Below are 20,792 nucleotides of genomic sequence, written 5' to 3'. Positions count from 1 at the left end.
TTTCATGGCGAAACAGTTCGGTTGGGCGCTTAGAACGGAATGTCGTCGTCCATATCGTCAAAACCGCTGGCAGGGCGTGGGGCAGGTGCCTGACGGGGTGCGGGTGCAGGAGCCGCCGCGCGCGGGGCAGCCGCGGGCGCCATACGGCGGGGGGGGGGCGGTGCACCGCCTTCATCGCCACCGTCGGAGGGACCGCCCATGCCTTCGCGGCCACCGAGCAGTTGCAGCTCCGTGGCCACAATGTCCACGGTGCTCTTTTCCACGCCCGCCTGGTCGATGTACTTGCCGTACTTCAGGCGGCCTTCCACGTAGATGGGGCGGCCTTTTTTCACGTATTCGCCGGCAATCTCAGCCAGGCGGTCATAAAAGGTGACGCGGTGCCACTGGGTGTCCTCCACCGTCTCACCGGTGTTGCGGTCCTTGCGGCGGCTGCTGGTGGCCACGCTGACGTTGGCCACGGCCTGGCCAGAGGGCAGGTAGCGGATTTCGGGGTCGCGGCCACAGTTGCCGACCAGAATGACTTTATTGACGGATGCCATGGTTTTCTCCAGAAAAGTGGGACGATTATGCCGCCCGGGCTGCCACAGGGGCGCGCATGGGCCAGGCCACGGCCAGCCACACCAGCATGGCCGCTGTGCTGGTGGCAAACAGGGCTTGCGGTCCGGCCCATTTCACCAGCCAGCCGCCCAACGCACCGCCGGCAAAGAACCCCAGTGACTGCAGGGTGTTGTACACGCCCAGCGCCGCACCGCGGGCGGAAGCCGGCGCCACACGCGAGGCCAGGCTGGGCTGGCTGGCCTCCAGCACGTTGAAGCCGCAGAAAAACACAAACAGCAACACGGCCATCAGCGCCACCGAGGGCACTGCCCGGCTCAGCACCAGCAGGCCCAGCTGCACCAACGCCACCAGCCCCACGGCGCACAGGAACACGGCACGCAGGTAGCCCCGCTTTTCCAGCGGAAACAGCGTCACCCCCATCACCAAGAACGAGGCCAGCACCGCGGGCAGGTAGACCTGCCAATGCAGGTCGCGCGCCAGCCCGGCCTGCACCAGCATGGCGGGCAAGGCCACCCACATGGCGAGTTGCACCGCGTGCAGCACAAACACCCCAAAATCCAACCGCAGCAGCGCCGCATGGCGCAGCACATCGCGCAACCGGCCCCGCGCCTGCGTGGCGTGCTGCAGCGGCTCGGGTGGAACCCACCAGAGCACCACGGCAATGCCGCCCACGGCCAGGGTCGCCGTGATGGCAAACAGGCCATGCAAGCCCACTTGGGCCGCCAACAAGGGAGATAGCACCAGAGACAGCGCAAACATCAGGCCGATGCTGGCACCAATGAGCGCCATGGCCTTGGTGCGCACCACATCCCGCGTCTGGTCGGCCAGCAGGGCCGTGACCGCGGCAGAAATAGCCCCGGCGCCCTGCAGCGCCCGCCCCGCCACCAGCCAGGGCAAGCTGGGTGCCCAGGCTGCCAAAGCGCTGCCGGCGGCAAAGATGACCAGCCCCAGCACCATCACCGGTTTGCGGCCAAACCGGTCCGACGCCATGCCAAACGGGATCTGCAGCAGGCCCTGGGTCAGGCCGTAAATGCCCATGGCCAGGCCCACCAGGGCGGTGTCATCGCCACCAGGGTAGCGACGGGCTTCCAGGGCAAATACCGGTAAAACCAGGAAAAGCCCCAGCATGCGCAGGGCAAATATGAGGGCCAAAGAGGCGCTGGAACGACGCTCTTGCGGCGTCATGGTGGTGTCGGGCAGGGCGGACGTGGGCAAAACGGGCACTCGTAGGCAAAAGGCGGCACAAACCCGGGTCGGGCGGCGCAACCCGACATTGTCTATCATGGCGGGTTACTCTTTTGGCGGCCACGAACTTGAACTCTCCTACTGACGACGGCAAATACCTGGCCAGAGCCCTGCAGCAGCAAAACATCAGCGTGCGGGGTGCGCGCACCCACAACCTGAAAAACATTGACCTGGACATTCCGCGCAACCAGCTGGTGGTGATCACCGGGCTGAGTGGTTCGGGCAAGTCCAGCCTGGCCTTTGACACGCTGTACGCGGAGGGCCAGCGCCGCTACGTGGAAAGCCTGAGCACCTACGCACGCCAGTTCTTGCAGCTAATGGACAAACCTGATGTGGACATGATCGAGGGCCTGTCACCCGCCATCTCCATCGAGCAAAAGGCCACCAGCCACAACCCGCGCTCCACCGTAGGCACGGTGACTGAGATCCACGACTACCTGCGCCTGCTGTTTGCGCGTGCGGGTACCCCGTTTTGCCCGGATCACAACCTGCCGCTGCAAAGCCAGACCGTGAGCCAGATGGTGGACGCCGTGCTGGCCCTGCCCGAAGACACGCGCCTGATGATCCTGGCGCCGCTGGCGCGGGAGAAGAAGGGTGAGTTTCTGGACGTGTTTGCCGACATGCAGGCCCAGGGCTATGTGCGTTTTCGCATCAATGGCGCAGCCTATGAGGCCGATAACCTGCCCAAGCTCAAGAAGACCGAGAAGCACGACATCGACGTGGTGGTGGACCGCATCAAGGTGCGCGCCGACCTGAAGCAGCGCCTGGCCGAAAGCTTTGAGGCCGCGCTGCGCCTGGCCAACGGCCGGGCCATTGCGCTGGAGATGGAGACATCAAAAGACTCCGAAATTGATAGCGCCTCGCGCAATGACGACGGGGGCCAGAGGCCTAAAGAGCACTTATTCAACGCCAAATTCGCCTGCCCCATATGCAGCTACTCCATCAGTGAGTTGGAGCCACGGCTGTTCTCCTTCAACTCGCCTGTGGGCGCCTGCCCCACCTGCGACGGGCTGGGCAACCACGAATTTTTTGACCCCACGCGCGTTGTCGCCTTCCCCACGCTGAGCCTGGCCAGCGGCGCCATCAAGGGCTGGGACCGGCGCAACGGCTACTACTTCAGCATGCTGGAGAGCCTGGCCAAGCACTACGCGTTCGATATCGACGCCGCCTTCGAAAGCCTGCCCGAAGCGGTGCAAACCGCCATCCTCTTCGGATCGGGTGAGGAAGAAATCAAGTTCAGCTACGTGATGGACTCGGGCGCCTCGCAGGGCAAGAAGGTCACCAAGAAGCACCCCTTCGAGGGCATCATCCCTAATATGCAGCGGCGCTACCGCGAGACCGACTCGGCCCTGGTGCGCGAAGACCTGGGGCGCCTGCGCAGCACCCAGCCCTGCCCCGACTGCTTTGGCTCGCGCCTGCGCAAAGAAGCGCGCCACGTGAAAGTGGGCGAGGGCGACCAGGCCCGTGCCATTTTTGAAATCAGCCACGCCACATTGCGCGAGAGCTTTGAGTACTTCAACACGTTGCAAATGCCCGGTGCGCGCGGCGAAATTGCCTCCAAGGTGATCCGCGAGATCGGCCTGCGCCTGAAGTTCTTGAACGATGTGGGCCTGAACTACCTGAGCCTGGACCGCAGTGCCGAGACGCTGAGCGGCGGCGAGAGCCAGCGCATTCGTCTCGCGTCACAAATCGGCTCTGGCCTGACCGGCGTGATGTATGTGCTGGACGAACCCAGCATCGGCCTGCACCAGCGCGACAACGACCGCCTGATCGGCACGCTGCAGCACCTGCGCGACATTGGCAACAGCGTGCTGGTGGTGGAGCACGACGAGGACATGATGCGCGCCGCCGACCATGTGATCGACATGGGCCTGGGCGCCGGCGTGCACGGCGGGCGTGTGATTGCGCAAGGCACGTTTGACGAGGTGAAGGCCCACCCCGAATCGCTGACCGGCCAGTACCTGGCCAAGACGCTGCAGATTGCCGTGCCCAAGCGCCGCACGCCCTGGCTCCCCGTGGTGGCAGAAGCCAAACCCGTGGCCAAGACCAGCGCAAAAACCGGCCATAAGGGCGCGCCCAGCAAGGCAGCGCTGGCCTGGGCCGAGCGCCAGGCGCACCACATTGCCACCCAGGGCAACATGCAGGCCATCCGCGTGGTGGGCGCATCGGGCCATAACCTCAAGGGCGTGGACGTGGACTTTCCCGTGGGCCTGCTGACCTGCGTGACCGGCGTGTCCGGCTCGGGCAAGAGCACGCTGGTGAACGACACGCTGTACGCCGCTGTGGCACGCCAGCTCTACCGCGCGCACGACGAGCCTGCGGCGCACGAAAGCATCGACGGCATCCAGTACTTCGACAAGGTGATCAACGTCGACCAGTCGCCGATTGGCCGCACGCCGCGCTCCAACCCTGCCACCTACACCGGCCTGTTCACGCCCATCCGCGAGCTCATGGCCGAGGTGCCGACCGCGCGCGAACGCGGCTACGGCCCGGGCCGCTTCAGCTTCAACGTGGCCGGCGGCCGCTGCGAGGCCTGCCAGGGCGACGGCATGGTGAAGGTGGAGATGCACTTTCTGCCCGATGTGTACGTGCCCTGCGACGTGTGCGCGGGCCAGCGCTACAACCGCGAGACGCTGGAGGTGCTCTACAAGGGCAAGAACATCGCGCAGATTCTGGACATGACGGTGGAGGCGGCCTACGAGTTTTTGCAGGCCGTTCCCACCATCGCGCGCAAGCTGCAAACCCTGCTGGACGTGGGCCTGTCCTACATTCGCCTGGGCCAGGCCGCCACCACGCTGTCGGGTGGCGAAGCGCAGCGTGTGAAGCTGGCGCTGGAACTAAGCAAGCGCGACACCGGCCGCACGCTCTACATCCTGGACGAACCCACCACGGGCCTGCACTTTGCCGACATTGCGCTGTTGCTGAAAGTGCTGCACCAGCTGCGCGATGCGGGCAACACCATCGTCATCATCGAGCACAACCTGGATGTGATCAAAACCGCCGACTGGCTGATCGACATCGGCCCGGAAGGCGGTGCCGGTGGCGGCATGGTGGTGGGCGTGGGCACGCCCGAGGACATTGCGGCGAACCCGGAGAGCCACACGGGGCGGTATTTGAAGCCGCTGCTGCAGGAAAATTGAGCACCAAACAGGCACCTGGCCCCCGTGCAATATGCGCGAGCAGCTACTGATTTAGTAGCAGACTCATAACCACCACAGGACTCACACTGTCACGCGCAGCTTTCGATACAGCGTCTGGCGGCTGATGCCGAGTTGGCGGGCGGCCAGGGACACATTGCCGCGCGCGGCCTCCAGCGCCTGCTGGATGGCGGCGTGGCCCAAGGCCTGCAGGCTTTGCGGAGCCTGCGCGGCAGCGGGCTCCATCGGTGCCATCTTCACGGCATCCCCCACCTTCAGCGCTTCCACCAAGTCGTCGGGCATATGGGCCCAGTCCAGCGTTTCCTCGCCGTCCAGCAGCATGGCGCAGGCGGTGCGCAGCACGCTGGCGTACTGGCGCAGGTTGCCGGGCCACGCAAAGGCACCCAAGCGGGCCAACAGCTCGGGTGCCAGCTGCACCTCGCGCTCCGGGCTCAGGTCGGCCAGTAGACGCTCGGTCAGTACACCGAAGTCGCTGCGCTCGCGCAGCGCCGGCAGTTGCACGGTGAGGCCGTTGATGCGGTAGTACAGGTCTTGGCGGAAGCGGCCCTGCTCTGCGGCTTCGGCCAGTTTGCTGTGCGTGGCGCAGACCAGGCAGAAGTCCACGGGCACGGCCTTGCCCGCACCCACGGGCGTGACCGTGCGCTCTTGCAGCACGCGCAGCAGCCGGGTTTGCATGGGCAGGGGCATGTCACCAATCTCATCCAGAAACAGCGTGCCGCCCTCGGCCTCGCGCAGGCGGCCCATGCTGCCCTCTTTGCGCGCGCCGGTGAAGGCGCCGGCCACGTAGCCAAACAGCTCCGCCTCGATCAGGCTCTCGGGAATCGCGCCGCAGTTGATGGCAACAAAGGGCGCAGCGCGGCGCGGACCGCTAGCGTGCAGCGCACGTGCAAACAGCTCCTTGCCCACACCGGACTCGCCCTGGATGAGTACGGGAATCGGCTTGGCCACCACGCGGCGCACCTTGTCCGCCGCGCTGCGCCAGCGGGCGTCGCCCGTGTCCAGTGCGGCCAGCGCATCGCTCAGGCTGGCTTGGGCTGGGGCAACCAAGGACAGGCTAGCGACGGGCAGCACCGAGGCATCCACCTGCACCTGCGCAAACAGCACCGCGCCGTTGTGCAGGCGCAGCTGCTGCACCTGCTGGGGGCGGCGTTTGTGGCGCGACAGCAAATCGTCCAGCCGCACCTCCAGTACGCGCTCCAACAGCGTGGCGCCAATGTCGCCAGCGTTCAGACGCAAGAGCGCCAGCCCCACGCGGTTGGCACCCACCACCCAACCGTCATCCGACAGCGCGACGATGCCTTCGGCCACACTGCCAATACCCTCGGGCTGGGCGTGCAGGTGCAGGCGGATATTGCGTCTGCAGGTGGCCACCATGAGCCGGTTCTCAATCATGCGGGCGGCGGTGCTGGCCAGGCCCAGTGTGTGGCCATGGCCATGGCGGTGGTCGCCCGAAATGTCGAGCACGCCGATGAGTTCGCCAGTGGCGGAGAGGATGGGCGAAGCTGCGCAGGTGAGAAAGCCGTTGCGCTCCAGAAAGTGTTCACCACCATGGATCTCGACCGCGCTGCGCTCGGCCAGCGCGGTGCCAATGGCGTTGGTGCCACGGTGCGCTTCGTGCCACGAGGCACCGCTGGTCAGCGCCACACGCTCGGCCTTACCCACAAAGCTCACGTCGCCCAGCGTGTGCATGAGCATGCCGTGCTGGTCCGCCAGTACCACCACGCTCTGGCTGTGGCGCACCTGCTCGAACACATATTCCATCACCGGGCGCGAATGGGCCAGCAACGCATGGCTGTTGGCCAGCGCCTGGCGCAGGCTGCCACTGCCCGCATGGTCGGTGGCCGCGCGGCCAGCCGGTGCCAAGCCCGCGGCCAGGCTGCGGTGCCAGGAGCGCACCAGGCGTTCGTCCAGCACGCCCACGGGGCATTGGCCGGTTTCCAGCAACTGTTGGCGGGCCTGTCGCAAGGCCAGCACGGGGGAGGTTTGTCGCACGTTGTCTCCTGCGCGGGGTCGTGGTCGCCCCGCTTTGGCACAGTATGGGGGTGGGGGGTGTGCGAGGCAATGGCGCCCACCCGCGCGCACGTCCAACTGTTCCATTTTGTGACACCTGTCACTGTGACGAATCGTGACAGCCCCGGCTTGCGGACAGCTTGCACGGGGTGCTGCGGCGCAACAAACCCAATGAAATCAAAGGCCCGCGGTGATCGCCCGCATGGCACGCGTCTTGAGACAGCGCTACACCTGCCGGACAGCCCGATGCAGGCCACCACAGCAACCATAAGAGGACGACAACCATGGCTATTTACGCAGCACCCGGCGCGGCCGGCGCCAAGATCACCTACAAGAAGCAGTACAACAACTTCATCGGCGGCAAGTTCGTGCCCCCGGTCAAGGGCCAGTACTTTGACGTTATCACCCCGGTCAGTGGCAAGGTCTACACCCAGGCCGCACGGTCGACTGCCGAAGACATTGAGCTGGCACTGGACGCTGCCCACGCCGCATCGGACGCCTGGGGCAAAACCGATGCCGCCACCCGCAGCAACATCCTGCTGAAGATCGCTGACCGCATCGAACAAAACCTGGAGCTGCTGGCCTACGCCGAAACCGTGGACAACGGCAAGGCCATCCGCGAAACACTGAATGCCGATATCCCGCTCACGGTGGACCACTTCCGCTACTTTGCGGGCTGCGTGCGTGCGCAAGAAGGCGCGCTCTCCAACATCGACGAGAACACCGTGGCGTACCACATCCAGGAGCCACTGGGCGTGGTGGGTCAGATCATTCCGTGGAACTTCCCCATCCTCATGGCAGCATGGAAACTGGCACCGGCCATCGGTGCTGGCAACTGCGTGGTTCTGAAACCTGCAGAGTCCACGCCCATTTCCATCCTTATCTTGGCCGAGCTGATTGCCGACTTACTGCCGCCCGGTGTGCTCAACATCGTCAACGGCTACGGCCGCGAAGCCGGCATGCCACTAGCTACCAGCAAACGCATCGCCAAAATCGCCTTCACCGGCTCTACCACCACGGGCCGCGTGATTGCACAGGCCGCTGCCAACAACCTGATTCCCGCCACGCTGGAACTCGGCGGCAAGAGCCCCAATGTGTTCTTTGCCGACATCATGGACAAGGACGATGCGTTTCTGGACAAGGCCATCGAAGGCCTGGTGCTGTTCGCCTTCAACCAGGGTGAGGTTTGCACCTGCCCATCGCGCGCACTCATCCAAGAATCCATCTACGACAAGTTCATGGAACGCGTGCTCAAGCGCATCGCCGCCATCCAGCAAAAGAACCCGCTGGACACCGACAGCATGATGGGCGCACAAGCCAGCAAGGAGCAGCTGACCAAGATCCTCTCGTACCTGGACCTGGGCAAACAAGAAGGCGCCGAAGTGCTGGCAGGTGGCGGCCAAGCGCATTTGGGGGGTGACCTGGAGGGCGGCTACTACGTGCAGCCCACGCTGTTCAAGGGCCACAACAAGATGCGCATCTTTCAGGAAGAAATCTTCGGCCCCGTGCTGGCCGTGACCACGTTCAAGGACGAAGCCGAAGCCCTGGCGATTGCCAACGACACGCTGTATGGCCTGGGCGCCGGTGTGTGGAGCCGCAACGGCAATGTGGCCTACCGCATGGGCCGCGCCATCAAGGCCGGCCGCGTGTGGACCAATTGCTACCACGCCTACCCCGCCCACGCGGCATTTGGCGGCTACAAGGAGTCGGGCATTGGCCGCGAAACGCACAAGATGATGCTGGACCACTACCAGCAGACCAAGAACCTGCTGGTGAGCTACAGCGAGAACAAGCTGGGTTTCTTCTGATGGTCGACAAGGTCGTTGCTACGTCGGCCGCATTGGAGCTCGTCGCGTTTCTGCAAAGCAAACACGGCGAGCAGCTGATGTTCCACCAGAGTGGCGGCTGCTGCGACAACAGCGCCGCCAACTGCTACCTGCCCGGCGAGATCACCATGGGTGCGGGCGATGTGTACCTCGGTGATATTGGTGGCTGCCCGTTCTACATCGGGCTGGCGCAGTACCAGTACTGGAAGCACACGCAACTCATCATCGACGTGATCGAGGGCCACGGTGGCACGTTCTCCTTGGAGGGGCCGGAGGGCAAGGCGTTTCACACGCGGTCTCGCGTGTTCAGTGATGCCGAACTGGCCGAGCTGGGGATCGATAAACCTGGCGCCTGAACGCAGCCCCTACTGCATGAACCCCAGGTCGGTCGGGTAATCCGGCCGGCCTGCTGCGGTGCCGAAATTGGCGATCTTGGGCAGTACGCTGGGCATCTCGGCATCGGTCACGCCAAACCATTTGGCCAGCGTGGCCGCGTACTGGTCGGACGAGGTGCGCGGCAACAAACGGCCTTGACCCACATGCCATGCGTTTTCGGGCAAGTAGTTGCCACCCCCGTCTTTCACATCGCTCACACTCACCGGCGGCGGCACCCCATAAAACGCCTTGCCGTTCACCGCCCCGCCCACCACCAGGTGGTGGCTGCCCCAACCGTGGTCAGAGCCATCGCCGTTGGAGGCCAACGTGCGGCCGAAGTCCGATGCGGTGAACGCGGTCACCTTGTCGGCAATGCCCATCTCCACCGTCGCGTCGTAAAACGCCGTCATCGCCTTGCTCACGCGGTCCATCAGCACCGACTGCTGGCTCACCAGGTTGTCGTGCAAGTCAAACCCACCGATGGACACAAAAAATACCTGGCGCCGCGCGCCCAGCTGGGCGCGACCATTGATCAAACGTGCCACCATCTTGAGCTGCGGACCCAGGCCATCGGCAGGAAAAACGGTGCTGAGTGGCGTGAGCGCCAGTGCGGCGCTCACCGAGGCCTCGGCGTTCAATGCCCGCGTCGTCACCGCGTTGTACTCGTTCTCCATCTTGTGCACACGGCTGTCGCGCAAAAACGCTTCAATGGTGCTGCGCACCACGGCGGAGCCGTAGACCGTGGCATCGGTCGCCGGTTTGATCTTGATAGCACCATTGGTGCTGACCTGATACTGCAGAGCGGTATCGCCCGACAAAAATACGGCGTTACCGGACACCGACATGCAGGTGAAAATGGAACTGGTATTGAGGCTGTTTTGCAGCACCAGGTCGCCCATGTTGCCGCCCCAGCCCACCCGAGAGCCCTCGGGCGAGGAGGACTGCCAGATGGACTGCTGGTCATTGTGGGAGAACAGCTGTGGTGGACGCGGGTACAGCGTGTGGTTGCTGTTGTTGTATTCGGCCCGGGTCAAGGGTGCCACCAGCGGCCCCACATTGAGTTGTACTGCCGCATGGCCAGTGTTGAACAGGTTCGCCAAGCCGGACATGGAGGGGTGCAACGCGTATTGGCGGTTTTGACCCAGTGCGTCCTGCGGCACCACGGTGGGGGCCAGCAAAGTGAGCGTCAACGCGGACTTTGCCAGAGCAATGCCGCCAGCAGTCTGCCCCGCGCCACCACCGCGTATGGTGCTGTACTGGTTGTAGCTCGGATCGTCATAGGTAATGACGGTGTTGGCGTAGTCATTGCCGCCGTATAAAAAAACGCACACCAGCGCCTTGTAGTCCCCACTGGGTGCGTTGAAAGCTGCGGCCTCGCCAATGGCGGCCAAATTGAGTGCAAACGGCAGCGCCGTGCCGGTCAGGGCCAGTTGCCCGGAGCGGCGTAAAAACGCGCGGCGGGTATGTAGGGAGGTGTCAAACATGGGCGGCCACCTATTTCTGAATCAGGTATTCGGGATGGGCCATCACCATGAGCACAGCCGCACAGACGCGTCGGCGCAGATTGGTTGCGGTGGTGCTGGCGGAGGCCACGACACCAGCCATGCTGCCGACGGTGTTGGTGATGGTGGTCACGGTTGCGGAAGACAACTGCCCCGCGCACAGCAGCAGGTTGAGTCGGTCCACCAGCGCTTTAGGGTTGGCCGAAGAGGGACTGGTCGCCAGACTGATTTCAGTGCTGTAGGCGGCCTTGATGTCCGCAGAATCCAGGCCTCCGTCAATCACCGACATCATGTAGTTGAGGTAGCCGCCCACGCTGGTCTCGTTCACCAGCTGAAACTCGGGCGCTACCGTGCCGGCGCTCATGCCCACGGCGGGTGGCGCCACCGATGATGGCGGCGCGTAACCAGGCCGAAAAAAGTTGAACACTGAGGGCGAACGCAGCGGGCTTTGGCCCAACTGGGTACCGGCATTGCTCAGGTCGCCAATTCGCCAGCGTCCGCTGGCCGAGCTCACACCAAAGGAGCGTGCCCACTGCACAAAACGCACGATAGGTTCGCGCAGCTTGCCGTACTCGGGGTCACTCAAGCCTGGGGCATTGCGGGCTTCAGGGTCCAGCAAGATTGCCGCAAACACGTAGGCCAAATCGCCACGCACACCCGAACCGTTGTCCGCAAATACGGCGGCCACGCGGCCCACATACGCCGCCGTGGGGTTGCTGGTCACCAGGCGCTGAATCATCTGCTTGCAGAAAAATGGCGCAGTGTTGGGGTGGTTGAACAGCGTGTCCAGCGCAGTTTTCAACGCAGCAGCAGCAGGTGTGTTGGCCGGGATGGTCACCCCTAAAAACGTAGCCGCCAGGTTGGAGTGGTTACTGGCCGTGAGCAACATGGGTAGGCGTGCAAAAGCAGTGTTGCCTACCGTATTGCCATTCGCTGTGACGTTAACGTTCTGTCGCATGTCCCAGTCATAGCCGGTAAACACGCGAGCCAAGTTGCTGACATCACTTGTGGTGTAGGTCTCTTGCGGTTTACCTGCCCCATCAAGCTTCAGGCTGCCATCCGCATTGAGCAGGTACAGGCCAATACTAAACAGCTGCATTACCTCACGGGCAAAGTTTTCGTCGGGCTGGCGACCCACCGCGTTTTCCTTTTTGTTGCCCTTCGTGTTGAGGTAGTACCCCATGGCCGGGTGCAGGGTGATAGCGCCAAGCAAATCCCGAAAATTACCAAAGGCGCTCTCGCACAGGGTGTCCCAGAAATGCGCTGTCGCGTGGCTGCGCCAGCCGAACTCAAGCGCTGTTAGCGACACCACGAAAAACTCGGACAACGCCAGACCCACGCGCTTGCGCATGGGATCGGTGGAGGCCACGAGCTGATGCCAAGCCATGTAGTCAGCGGGGTTGGTTTGCCAGTAATAATTGTTACTGCTGTAAACATCGCCATAGCCTTGGCTGTTGATCCAATCCCAGCCGGTGGTACCGTAGTTCAGCGCGACTTGGCGCTCGATCCACGCGGCGTAGCCATTGGCGCGCACGGATGCAATGTCAGCATCGGTGGCCGCGAATTGCGCCTGCATCAAGAAGCGTGCAGCTTGCTCGGCCGTGGGGACCACGGCCCGCGTGGCACTGGCAAAGCTGGCGGACTGCAGCGCTACCGCCCGCCCGCCAATGGCAGGGGCCGAAGCCGAGCTGCCGGAAGACGAGTCGCCGCCACCGCAAGCTGACAGCGCCGCGGACGCAAGCGCCGTTGCAGCAAGGGAACCGACGCGCGCGTCCGCATGGACAGGATGAGTGTCAGAAGCGGTAGCGAGGTCTCCAACGATGGAGTGCATAGCGGGGTCACCCAAGGGTGCGTAGCTTGTAAGTAGGGCCCGAGGCTAGGGCCATCCCGCCGGATTGCCCAGCGCTCTTACAAACATTTACCGAGGGTGCGCTTGACGACATGGGCCTGGCCCATGCGGTATTCAGCGCGTGGCTGCTTGCAATATCTCGCGGGTGCGCAGCGCTTCCTGGCGGGCTGCAGACGCAAAATCAGCACCACTCGCGGCATACAAAATGGCACGCGAAGAGTTCACCACGATGGGCGCAGTCGTCTCACCACCAGCGGCTTTCCATCCGGCTTTGACCGTGGCCACCGCATCGCCGCCTTGCGCGCCCACACCAGGAATCAGCAGAGGCAAGGTGGGCGCCAGTGCGCGTACGCGTTCAATTTCTGCGGGGTAAGTAGCCCCCACCACCAGGCCCAGTTGGCCATTCAGGTTCCAGGGGCCTTGGGCCAGCGCGGCAATGTGTTCGTACAGGCGCGGCTGGCCCGGCACATCCAGCAGACGCTGGGGCTGCAGGTCATCGCCACCAGGGTTGGAGGTGCGGCACAGCAGAAACGCGCCCTTGCCGTGGTACTTCAAATACGGCTGCACAGAATCAAACCCCATGAAGGGCGACAACGTGACAGCATCGGCACCGTAGCGCTCGAAGGCTTCCTTGGCGTACTGCTCTGCCGTGCTGCCGATATCACCGCGCTTGGCATCCAAGATGATGGGCACTTGGGGTGCGGTGCGGCGCATGTGCTCCATGAGCTTTTCGAGCTGGTCTTCGGCACGGTGCGCGGCGAAGTAGGCAATCTGTGGTTTGAAGCTGATGACCAAGTCGGCGGTGGCGTCGACGATGGCGGCACAGAAATCGTAGATTTTGCTGGCGTCGCCCTTGAGGTGGGCGGGAAACTTGGCGGGTTCGGGGTCCAGGCCCACGCACAACAGGGAGCCGTTTTGGCGCTCGGCGGTGCGCAACTGGTCAAGAAAGGTCATGGGGCTATTTTACGGAGACCATTTGCCGCCGGGCCGCCCCAAGGCAAATGAGCCCGCTCGGGGCGCAGCGACCCGCGCAGCGGCGGAGAGTGGGGGCCCTACCGGCCATCCCGTACGTCCATGGCCAGGCACAGGTCGGCCCAGGCTTTGGCCTTGTCGGCGCTGGCACGCAGCAGCACTTTGGGGTGGTAGGTCACGACAACGGGGATGCCCTGGTACTGGTACACCGTGCCGCGCAGCTTGCCCAGCGGCTGGGTGGCCAGCGCGCCGCGTTCGGCCAGCAGGGTCTGGGTGGCAAAGCGGCCCATGGCCAGGATGACCTTGGGCTGCAGCAACGCTATTTCGCGCTGCAGGTAGTGCGCGCACTGGGCTAGGTCAGCGGCTTGCGGAATCTGCCCGTGGGGTGGGCGGCACTTCACCACGTTGGTGGCGTAGGCACCTTGAGCGCCCTCGCCCGCGCGGCTGGCGCCCACGGCCTTCAGCATGTTGTCCAGCAGTGCGCCGGGGTTGTCCACGAAGGCCTGGGCCGCGCGGTCTTCGTCTTCTTCGGGCGGGTCGCCCACCACCATCCAATCGCGCTGACCCGTGGCGGGCTGCAGGGTCGCGTTTTTGCGGCCCGCGCACAGGCCACAGGCCTGGCAGCTGGCGGCGGTGTCGGCCAGCGCTTCCCAGCCTAAACCGGCCAGGTCCATGGCCAGGCCATCGCCCGCGGTCAGCGGCAGCGCTGCGTGCACAGTAGGCACAGCACGTACCGGCGCCACTGCGGGAGGGGGCGCCTCGGTGCGCGTGGCAACCGCTCGCTCCGCTGGGGCGGGCACGCGCGTTGCAGTTGGTGCAGAGGCCACCACACTGGGCGGTTCGGTCTCAAACGCGGTACCAGGCAGCCAGACGCGCACGCCCATCTCCAGCAGCATGGCGCGTTGGCGGTCGTCAAGGTTCAGGGCCATGGTGGAATGGTTCTCGTCGAATTCAGAGGGGCAGGCTCATGACCACCGCGTCTTCGCGCTGGCCACCGTCTGCCGGGTAATAGGCTTTGCGCTGGCCCACGCGGCGGTAGCCGTAGCGCTCGTACACATGCAGGGCACGCAGGTTGCTCACGCGAGCCTCCAGCCACAGCCACTGCGCACCTTGGCCACGGGCCCATACCGCCAGGCCGTCCAGCATCACGCGGGCCCAGCCCTGGCCCTGGAATTCGGGCGCCACGGTGATATTGAGCAGGTGCACCTCGTCCACTCCCTTCATGGCCACAAAGTAGCCCAGCACATAGCCATCGGCCATGAGCATTTGGGCCTGGTAACCGCTGTGCAGTGCGTCCAGAAAATTGGTACGGTTCCAGGGGTGGGCATACGCACGGTCTTCCACGCGCAACACCTCGTCCAGGCGGTCGGCCAGCAGGGGCTCAAAGATAGCTTCCGGTTCGCGTGGGAGAGACGACATAGCGTGCGAGGCTCAGGCAGCCGCAGCTGCGGCTTTTTCAGCCATGCGCTCGGCCGTGGTTTTGGCCACCTTGTCGCGGATATAGCTGGGCATGGCGTGGGCCGCGTCCACGGCTTGGCCTGCTGCCAACAGGGTGGGCGCCAGGCGCAGCATGGCCGTCGCAGTGGGCAGGGCCTTCACCACGGTGGTGGCCTGCAGCGCGGCTGCGGGCAAGCGGTTGGCGTACACGCCAAACACATTGCCTGCCAGCAACAGAGGGCCGAGCGCTGCGTCGTCCGCAGGCAGCACCAAATGCTCGGGACGCAGCAGTTGCTGGGGCTGCAGCACACGCCACTGGCCATGGGCATAGGCGTAGTGGGCGGCATACATCTCGTCCATGCGGGCATCCAGCAGGGCCAGCACCTGCAGGGCTGGCGCATCGGGCGCAGCAGCCAGGCGCGCGTCTTCAGCCACAGCCATCAACGAATCCACGGGCAACACCCGCAGCTTGGCACCAAACGCCAGGCCCTGGACCACGGAACACGCCGTGCGCAGCCCGGTGAACGAGCCTGGCCCCGCACCAAAGGCAATAGCGTCCAGCGCAGGCAGCGTCAGGCCCGCCTGGGCCAGCAGATCCAGCACCCCGGCAATCAGGTCGGTGGACGCGCGGGCACCGCCTGCCCCCGTGTATTGCCACACCGTGGGGCCCTGGCAGACCGCAATGGACAAGTGTTCGGTACCGGTGTCGATGGCCAGCAAGTTCATGATTTTAAGAAAAATAGGCCTCTAGCCCCCGTGGATATTGCGCGAGCAGCTCCTGATTTAGGAGCATTGCGCACCCCTGCGGGGAAACGCAACCACTATCGCGGGCGCAAATGGGAGTGAATGAAGGCATTCCCCGATTATCGGGGCTTGCCCGGATAATCCCGCGATGCCCCTGACCCTTAGCCTCCGCCCTACGCTCCTGACCCTTGGCCTGCTGGCCGCAGCCCTGCCCAGCCTGGCCCAGCCCCTGCCGCCCGAGGTGGATGCCGCCCTCGCCCGCGCCAAGGTGCCACGCGATGCGGTGGCCTTTCTGGTCGTGGACGCCCAAACCCCCAGCGCCCCGGCCCGCTTGGCCTACCGCGCCAGCACGCCGATGAACCCGGCCTCGGTCATGAAGCTGGTGACCACCTATGCCGCATTGGACTTGCTAGGCCCCGCCTACAGCTGGGCCACGCCGGTGTACACCGACGGCACGGTGCAAAACGGCATCCTCAACGGCAACCTCTACGTCAAAGGCCAGGGCGACCCCAAGCTGGTGCTGGAGCGCCTGTGGTTGTTGCTGCGCCGCGTGCAGGGCCTGGGCATCAAGACCATTGCGGGCGACATCGTGCTGGACCGCAGTGCACTGGAGGTGCCCGAGACCGACCCGTCCAAGTTCGACGGCGAGCCGCTGCGCCCGTACAACGCGGCACCCGATGCGCTGCTGATCAACTTCAAATCGGTGGTGATGACCTTCACACCCGACCGCGCCGGCAATGTGGCCCAGGTGCAGTACGACCCGCCCCTGGCCGGCGTCACGCTGGCCGCCACCGTGCCACTGGGCGTGGGCGACTGCGGCGACTACCGCGGCACACTGAAGGCCGACTTTGCCGACCCCGCGCGCATTCGCTTTCTGGGCAGCTACCCAGCCAGCTGTGGCGAAAAGGTTTGGCCCGTGGCCTATGCCGATGCCAAGAGCTACGCCCCGCGCGCCGTGCAGGGCCTTTGGGAGAGCATGGGTGGCAAGGTCATGGGTGCGGTGCGCTTTGGCCTGGTGCCACCCGCACTGGCGGCTGGCAAGCCCGCCTTTGTGAGCAACTCGGCACCGTTGGCCGAGGTCATCCGCGATATCAACAAGTACAGCAACAACGTCATGGCGCAGCAGGTGTTTCTGACGCTGGGCCGCGCGGGCAGCGCACCCACCGCGGCATCGACAGAGAGCCAATCCGATCCCACGCTGCCCCAAGGCAGCTTCACGGCCAGCCGCGCCGTGGTGCAGCGCTGGTGGCGCGAGCGCATCAGCCCGGACGATGTGCCGGTGCTGGAGAACGGCTCCGGCCTGTCGCGCCAGGAGCGCATCAGCGCCCAGGCGCTGGGCCGCATGCTGCAAACCGCCTATGTTTCGCCGGTGATGCCGGAGCTGATGTCGTCCCTGCCCATCTCGGGCGTGGACGGTACGCTGCGCAAGGTGAAAGGTGGCGTCAGCGCCCACCTGAAGACCGGCAGCCTGAGCAATGTGGTGGCACGGGCCGGCTATGTGCTGGCGACCAGCGGCAAACGCTATGTGGTGGTGGCCTTCATCAACCACCCTAACGCTGGCGAGGCGCGACCAGCCATCGACGCTTTGGTGAATTTTGTAGCCAACGACCAGTAGCCCATGCTCACCACCACCCCTTCCTGGAGCCGGGACCTGCGCGGCGGCCTGGAGACCGCCCTGCAGGGCCTGTCCAGCTTTATCGCCCCGATCCTCATCTTGGTCGGGCTGTTGGGCAGTACCGCCTTGGGCGCAGGCTATTGGGCCACGCTCGTGGCCGTCAGTGTGGTTCCTTTGGCACGCTTTGCACTGGGGGGGCATACCGCCCTTCTGTCTGCACCACGTGCGGCATCGCAGACCACCTACGCCACGCTGGTCTATTTGCTGTGCGTGGCATCTACAGGTACCCACGCGCCCGACCTGCCCCAGGGACTGACACCCGAGCAATTGCGCGCAGGCCTGGCCACCGGTGCCATCCTGTACTTCTCGGCCAGCACGCTGGTGCTGCTCGCCGGCGTCTTTCGGCTGGGCACCATGTTCAAGATGATCCCATCGCCGGTCTCCGCCGGCATTGGCAATGGCACGGCCTTGCTGCTGGCCTGGTTGGCCCTGCAGCGGCTCTGGGGCGCGGAATCCGGTGCCGGACTTACGGCGCTGGCCATGCTGGGAACCTACGCACTGTGGCAATGGCTGCAACGCACCACGGCGTGGACACGCGCCATCCCTGCGGTGGTGACTTCTGTGTTGACGGGCCTCGCCATGACGCGACTGTTAGCTGCCGAATCCGCTCCCGCGTTGTCTCTGCTGTCGATAGCACCCGGCCAATGGGTGCCGGTACTGCACGGGTCGGATATGGCGCTGGGAGAACTGCCCCGCATGCTGCGCATCGCTGTGCCCGGCACCATCACGCTGGCGCTCATCATGATTCTGGAGAGCTTCACGGCGGCCGCACTCATGGAAAACCGCTTCAACCTGCGCACCGATGGCAACCGTGAATTGATCGCTTTGGGTGGCGCCAATATGGTCGGCGCGCTGGTCGGCGGGGTGCCCTGTACCACCAGCGCCCTGGTCAGCGTGGCGCATCGCAACGCAGGGGGCCGCGGTGCGTTTGCCGTGCTGGTGGCCTACGCAGCGGCATTGGCAGCCCTGCTGCTGGCCGCACCCTGGCTGATCGCCCTTCCTGTGGGCATTGGCGCGGGCCTCCTGTTGCTGCAATGCGGCCCCTTGGTCGATCCCATATTCCGCGCCCAATTGGCACAACTGCTGCGTCATCGTACGGCGACGATCTCCGACCTCGGATTTCAAATCACCACGGTGATTTCGCTGATTGGTTTTTTTGGTGACCTGATCTGGGCCTGCACCGTGGGCATCGCCCTGTCCAGCCTGGCCGTGCTCAAGCGGGTATCCAGCCATCTCACGGCCCAGTGGACCTATCTGGACACCCGCCGTTCGCGGCGCGTCCGCAGCCCGGAGGAACTCGGCCTGCTGGGCCAGCAGGCGCGTACCGTGGGCGTGCTGCAGCTGACGGGACATCTGTTTTTTGGCAACAGCGTGCGCTTGCAGCAGCTCGCCAGCGAACTCGATGCTCAGGCCACCTTGGTGGCTCTGGACCTGAGCCAGGTGTACGAAGTGGATCCCAGCGGGGTGAATGCAGTGCGCAATCTGGTGCTCGCCTTGCGGGCAGACGGGCGCACCGTGTTGCTCAGCGGTCTGGGCAGTTCGCCATCGCAAGCCCTGCGTGCCGGCGTGGGCCAACTGCCCGGGGTGGCTTACCACCCCGACTTGGACCGCAGCCTGGAAGACTGCGAAAACCGTCTGTTGGCAGATGCCGGCGTTTTCCACGGTGCCCAGACACAGCCCATTGTCCACAACCAACTTCTGCACGACCTGACGCAAAACGAGGTGCAGGCCGTTGTGGCTCTGGGCGAGATGCGCAACGTGAACCAAGGCGCCACCTTGTTTGACCGGGGCGCGCAGGCCAACGGCATCTGGCTTCTCACAGCCGGGCAGGTCAGCATCCTGTGGGATGCCCAGCAGGATGCTGCGCGGCTGGCCACCCTGGGGCCGGGCCAGTTCGTGGGGGAAATGGGGCTGATCGATGGCCAAGCGCGCTCCGCCAGCGCGCGGGCCGACACCGCGGTGAGCGCATGGCTTTTGGACCGCGACGCCATTGCTACACTGATGGTGCAACATCCGGCTGCGGCCCTGAAAATCACGCGCAATATCGCCAGGGAACTGTCCCTGCGGCTGCGCAGTGTTGCACCCTAAGGCAAGCCCCTGAGCCCACCATGAACTCTCACTACGCTGCACCCGGCAAACGGCATCTGCCCGAAGACGATGTGCTGCGCGCCGTGCTGCACAACGAGGTACTGCTGCGCCCTCCGCCCCGCATGGGCCTGCCGGTGCACTTGCTGTGTGTGGTCGTGCGCAATGCGGACGTGGACCTGCAAACCGAATGCGCCCACCTGGCCTTGTTGCCGGGCCAAAAGGATCTGGACGTCTCCATGCTGCAGGCGCAACAGTTGCGTGTACAGGTGGGGCCCTGCACGCTGCGTTGGGAACGCCATACCGAGTTCACGCGCTACACGCTGATGCGCGCCTTGCCACCGGCCACGCTGATCAACGACGTGCCGCAGCAGTATGTGTCTCAGCTGTTTCCGGACGATGGCTGGCTGGAGAATATTCCCGGCACCACGCTGGCCGCCATGCATCTCGTGATGCTGTGGGGCGAGCCCCCACATGCCGTCACGCGGGCCACGGCCTATGGCCACTGGTTTGCCGAAGGCGCCGCCGTGGCCGCCCTGATGGGCACCCCGCCGCATTCCTGCATCGTCACCGACCTGGCGCTCCAGCCCGACGGGTTTGAGCGCCTGTTGGTGGTGGCCACACCGGGCATGAGCGAACCGCGGGCAGGACGCATTGCCCAGCGCCTGCTGGACATCGAGACCTACCGGATCATGGCCCTGCGTGGCTTGCCCGCCGCGCAACAGCTCCAGCCCCAGATCACCGAGATGGAGAACGAGCTGGTCGATCTCAGCGGGCAGTTGCGCGGCATTTTGACCCACAACCAGGAGTTGCTGGACCAACTCACGCCCCTTGCGGCGCGTCTGGAGCGCAGCATTGCGGAACACCGCGCGCTGTTCGATGCCAGCCGGGCCTACGCAGCCATCGTCACGCAACGGCTGAGCGAGTTGCGTGAGAAAGCGGCGCCAGAAACCCGTGCACTCAGTGAACTGCTGGACCGCCGGCTGGCGCCGGCCATCGCCACCATCACGGCTACCGAAAAGCGCATGGGGGATCTGTCGGTGCGCATCAGCCACACCACGGCCCTGTTGCAAACACGCATCCAGGCCATCGGGGAGGCGCAGAACCGGCATGCCATTGCCACACTGCGCAGCACCCAGTTGTTGGTGCGGCGCCTGCAGCGGACGGTGGCGGGGCTGACCATTGCGGCCACCACCTATTTCATCGTCAGTTTGCTGTGGCAGGCGGCCCAAGCACTCAAGAGTGGCGGGCTGGCGTTTGATCCCCAGCTATGGGTAGGGGCCCTGATTCCAGTGGCATTGGGCGGTGTCTGGTGGATGGTGCGGCGCGTGAACCAAGCGCTGGACGCCGACTGAA

Annotated in this window: 15 protein-coding genes; 6 read left to right on the top strand and 9 right to left on the bottom strand. The window is 64.7% G+C overall.

Annotated features, from left to right (window positions below; genetic code table 11):
* Positions 1–29 precede the first annotated feature (29 nt).
* A complete protein-coding gene (ssb, locus tag AC097R_RS03470) occupies positions 30–539 on the bottom strand; it encodes a single-stranded DNA-binding protein (protein ID WP_479596202.1) in 510 nt (169 codons plus the stop codon).
* Between the two features lie 25 nt (positions 540–564).
* Entirely contained in the window at positions 565–1,743 is a 1,179-nt protein-coding gene (locus AC097R_RS03465; protein ID WP_479598088.1) for an MFS transporter, read from the bottom strand.
* Positions 1,744–1,871: 128 nt separating this feature from the next.
* Here AC097R_RS03465 and uvrA point away from each other — a divergent pair, with 128 nt between their 5' ends.
* Positions 1,872–4,943, top strand: coding sequence for an excinuclease ABC subunit UvrA (uvrA, locus tag AC097R_RS03460; protein WP_479596201.1), 3,072 nt, complete (start codon positions 1,872–1,874; stop codon positions 4,941–4,943).
* A gap of 81 nt (positions 4,944–5,024) precedes the next feature.
* Here the strand turns inward: uvrA and AC097R_RS03455 are convergent, their stop codons facing one another.
* Positions 5,025–6,953 carry a sigma-54-dependent Fis family transcriptional regulator gene (locus AC097R_RS03455; protein ID WP_479596200.1) on the bottom strand — a complete coding sequence of 643 codons (1,929 nt, stop codon included), beginning with the start codon at positions 6,951–6,953 and terminating at the stop codon, positions 5,025–5,027.
* Between the two features lie 302 nt (positions 6,954–7,255).
* Between AC097R_RS03455 and exaC the strand changes: the two genes are divergently transcribed.
* Both exaC and AC097R_RS03445 read left to right on the top strand, forming a co-directional pair.
* Positions 7,256–8,779, top strand: coding sequence for an acetaldehyde dehydrogenase ExaC (gene exaC / locus AC097R_RS03450; RefSeq protein WP_479596199.1), 1,524 nt, complete (start codon positions 7,256–7,258; stop codon positions 8,777–8,779).
* Positions 8,779–9,153, top strand: a complete 375-nt coding sequence (locus tag AC097R_RS03445; RefSeq protein WP_479596198.1) for a DUF779 domain-containing protein — start codon at positions 8,779–8,781, stop codon at positions 9,151–9,153. Before exaC ends, AC097R_RS03445 begins: the two co-directional genes overlap by 1 nt.
* Positions 9,154–9,162: 9 nt before the next feature.
* Here the strand turns inward: AC097R_RS03445 and AC097R_RS03440 are convergent, their stop codons facing one another.
* The 6 genes from AC097R_RS03440 to tsaB all read right to left on the bottom strand — a co-directional run bounded on the left by AC097R_RS03440 (position 9,163) and on the right by tsaB (position 15,658).
* The gene (locus tag AC097R_RS03440) at positions 9,163–10,656 is read right to left on the bottom strand and encodes a DUF1501 domain-containing protein (RefSeq protein WP_479596197.1); all 1,494 of its coding nucleotides are present in this window, start codon (positions 10,654–10,656) and stop codon (positions 9,163–9,165) included.
* Positions 10,657–10,666: 10 nt separating this feature from the next.
* Positions 10,667–12,505 carry a DUF1800 domain-containing protein gene (locus AC097R_RS03435; RefSeq protein WP_479596196.1) on the bottom strand — a complete coding sequence of 613 codons (1,839 nt, stop codon included), beginning with the start codon at positions 12,503–12,505 and terminating at the stop codon, positions 10,667–10,669.
* A gap of 132 nt (positions 12,506–12,637) precedes the next feature.
* On the bottom strand, positions 12,638–13,477 hold the full coding sequence (gene pyrF / locus AC097R_RS03430; RefSeq protein WP_479596195.1) for an orotidine-5'-phosphate decarboxylase: 840 nt from the start codon (positions 13,475–13,477) through the stop codon (positions 12,638–12,640).
* Between the two features lie 98 nt (positions 13,478–13,575).
* A complete protein-coding gene (locus tag AC097R_RS03425) occupies positions 13,576–14,424 on the bottom strand; it encodes a uracil-DNA glycosylase (RefSeq protein WP_479596194.1) in 849 nt (282 codons plus the stop codon).
* Positions 14,425–14,446: 22 nt separating this feature from the next.
* Entirely contained in the window at positions 14,447–14,914 is a 468-nt protein-coding gene (rimI, locus tag AC097R_RS03420; RefSeq protein WP_479596193.1) for a ribosomal protein S18-alanine N-acetyltransferase, read from the bottom strand.
* A 12-nt stretch (positions 14,915–14,926) separates the two neighbouring features.
* Entirely contained in the window at positions 14,927–15,658 is a 732-nt protein-coding gene (gene tsaB, locus AC097R_RS03415) for a tRNA (adenosine(37)-N6)-threonylcarbamoyltransferase complex dimerization subunit type 1 TsaB (RefSeq protein WP_479596192.1), read from the bottom strand.
* 166 nt (positions 15,659–15,824) lie between these two features.
* On the opposite strand from tsaB, the gene dacB reads away from it, so the two are divergent.
* Genes dacB through AC097R_RS03400 form a run of 3 tightly spaced genes read left to right on the top strand, consistent with a single transcriptional unit; the run spans position 15,825 to position 20,791 of the window.
* A complete protein-coding gene (gene dacB, locus AC097R_RS03410; RefSeq protein ID WP_479596191.1) occupies positions 15,825–17,291 on the top strand; it encodes a D-alanyl-D-alanine carboxypeptidase/D-alanyl-D-alanine endopeptidase in 1,467 nt (488 codons plus the stop codon).
* Between the two features lie 3 nt (positions 17,292–17,294).
* Positions 17,295–19,439 (top strand): SulP family inorganic anion transporter, encoded by a 2,145-nt coding sequence (locus AC097R_RS03405; RefSeq protein ID WP_479596190.1) that lies wholly within the window; start codon positions 17,295–17,297, stop codon positions 19,437–19,439.
* Between the two features lie 20 nt (positions 19,440–19,459).
* The gene (locus AC097R_RS03400; protein WP_479596189.1) at positions 19,460–20,791 is read left to right on the top strand and encodes a DUF3422 family protein; all 1,332 of its coding nucleotides are present in this window, start codon (positions 19,460–19,462) and stop codon (positions 20,789–20,791) included.
* Position 20,792: the final 1 nt, after the last annotated feature.

It is taken from the genome of Rhodoferax sp. ZS1R25 (genome assembly GCF_056521335.1).
Note: the sequence above shows the minus strand (reverse complement) of the source record. Positions and strands in the feature narration are given on the sequence as shown.

Bases quoted from the DNA above. Each gene is read 5' to 3' on its own strand.
- ssb (WP_479596202.1), bottom strand. From the start codon at position 539: ATGGCATCCGTCAATAAAGTCATTCTGGTCGGCAACTGTGGCCGCGAC.
- AC097R_RS03465 (WP_479598088.1), bottom strand. From the start codon at position 1,743: ATGACGCCGCAAGAGCGTCGTTCCAGCGCCTCTTTGGCCCTCATATTT.
- exaC (WP_479596199.1), top strand. From the start codon at position 7,256: ATGGCTATTTACGCAGCACCCGGCGCGGCCGGCGCCAAGATCACCTAC.
- AC097R_RS03445 (WP_479596198.1), top strand. From the start codon at position 8,779: ATGGTCGACAAGGTCGTTGCTACGTCGGCCGCATTGGAGCTCGTCGCG.
- AC097R_RS03440 (WP_479596197.1), bottom strand. From the start codon at position 10,656: ATGTTTGACACCTCCCTACATACCCGCCGCGCGTTTTTACGCCGCTCC.
- AC097R_RS03435 (WP_479596196.1), bottom strand. From the start codon at position 12,505: ATGCACTCCATCGTTGGAGACCTCGCTACCGCTTCTGACACTCATCCT.
- pyrF (WP_479596195.1), bottom strand. From the start codon at position 13,477: ATGACCTTTCTTGACCAGTTGCGCACCGCCGAGCGCCAAAACGGCTCC.
- AC097R_RS03425 (WP_479596194.1), bottom strand. From the start codon at position 14,424: ATGGCCCTGAACCTTGACGACCGCCAACGCGCCATGCTGCTGGAGATG.
- rimI (WP_479596193.1), bottom strand. From the start codon at position 14,914: ATGTCGTCTCTCCCACGCGAACCGGAAGCTATCTTTGAGCCCCTGCTG.
- tsaB (WP_479596192.1), bottom strand. From the start codon at position 15,658: ATGAACTTGCTGGCCATCGACACCGGTACCGAACACTTGTCCATTGCG.
- dacB (WP_479596191.1), top strand. From the start codon at position 15,825: ATGCCCCTGACCCTTAGCCTCCGCCCTACGCTCCTGACCCTTGGCCTG.
- AC097R_RS03405 (WP_479596190.1), top strand. From the start codon at position 17,295: ATGCTCACCACCACCCCTTCCTGGAGCCGGGACCTGCGCGGCGGCCTG.
- AC097R_RS03400 (WP_479596189.1), top strand. From the start codon at position 19,460: ATGAACTCTCACTACGCTGCACCCGGCAAACGGCATCTGCCCGAAGAC.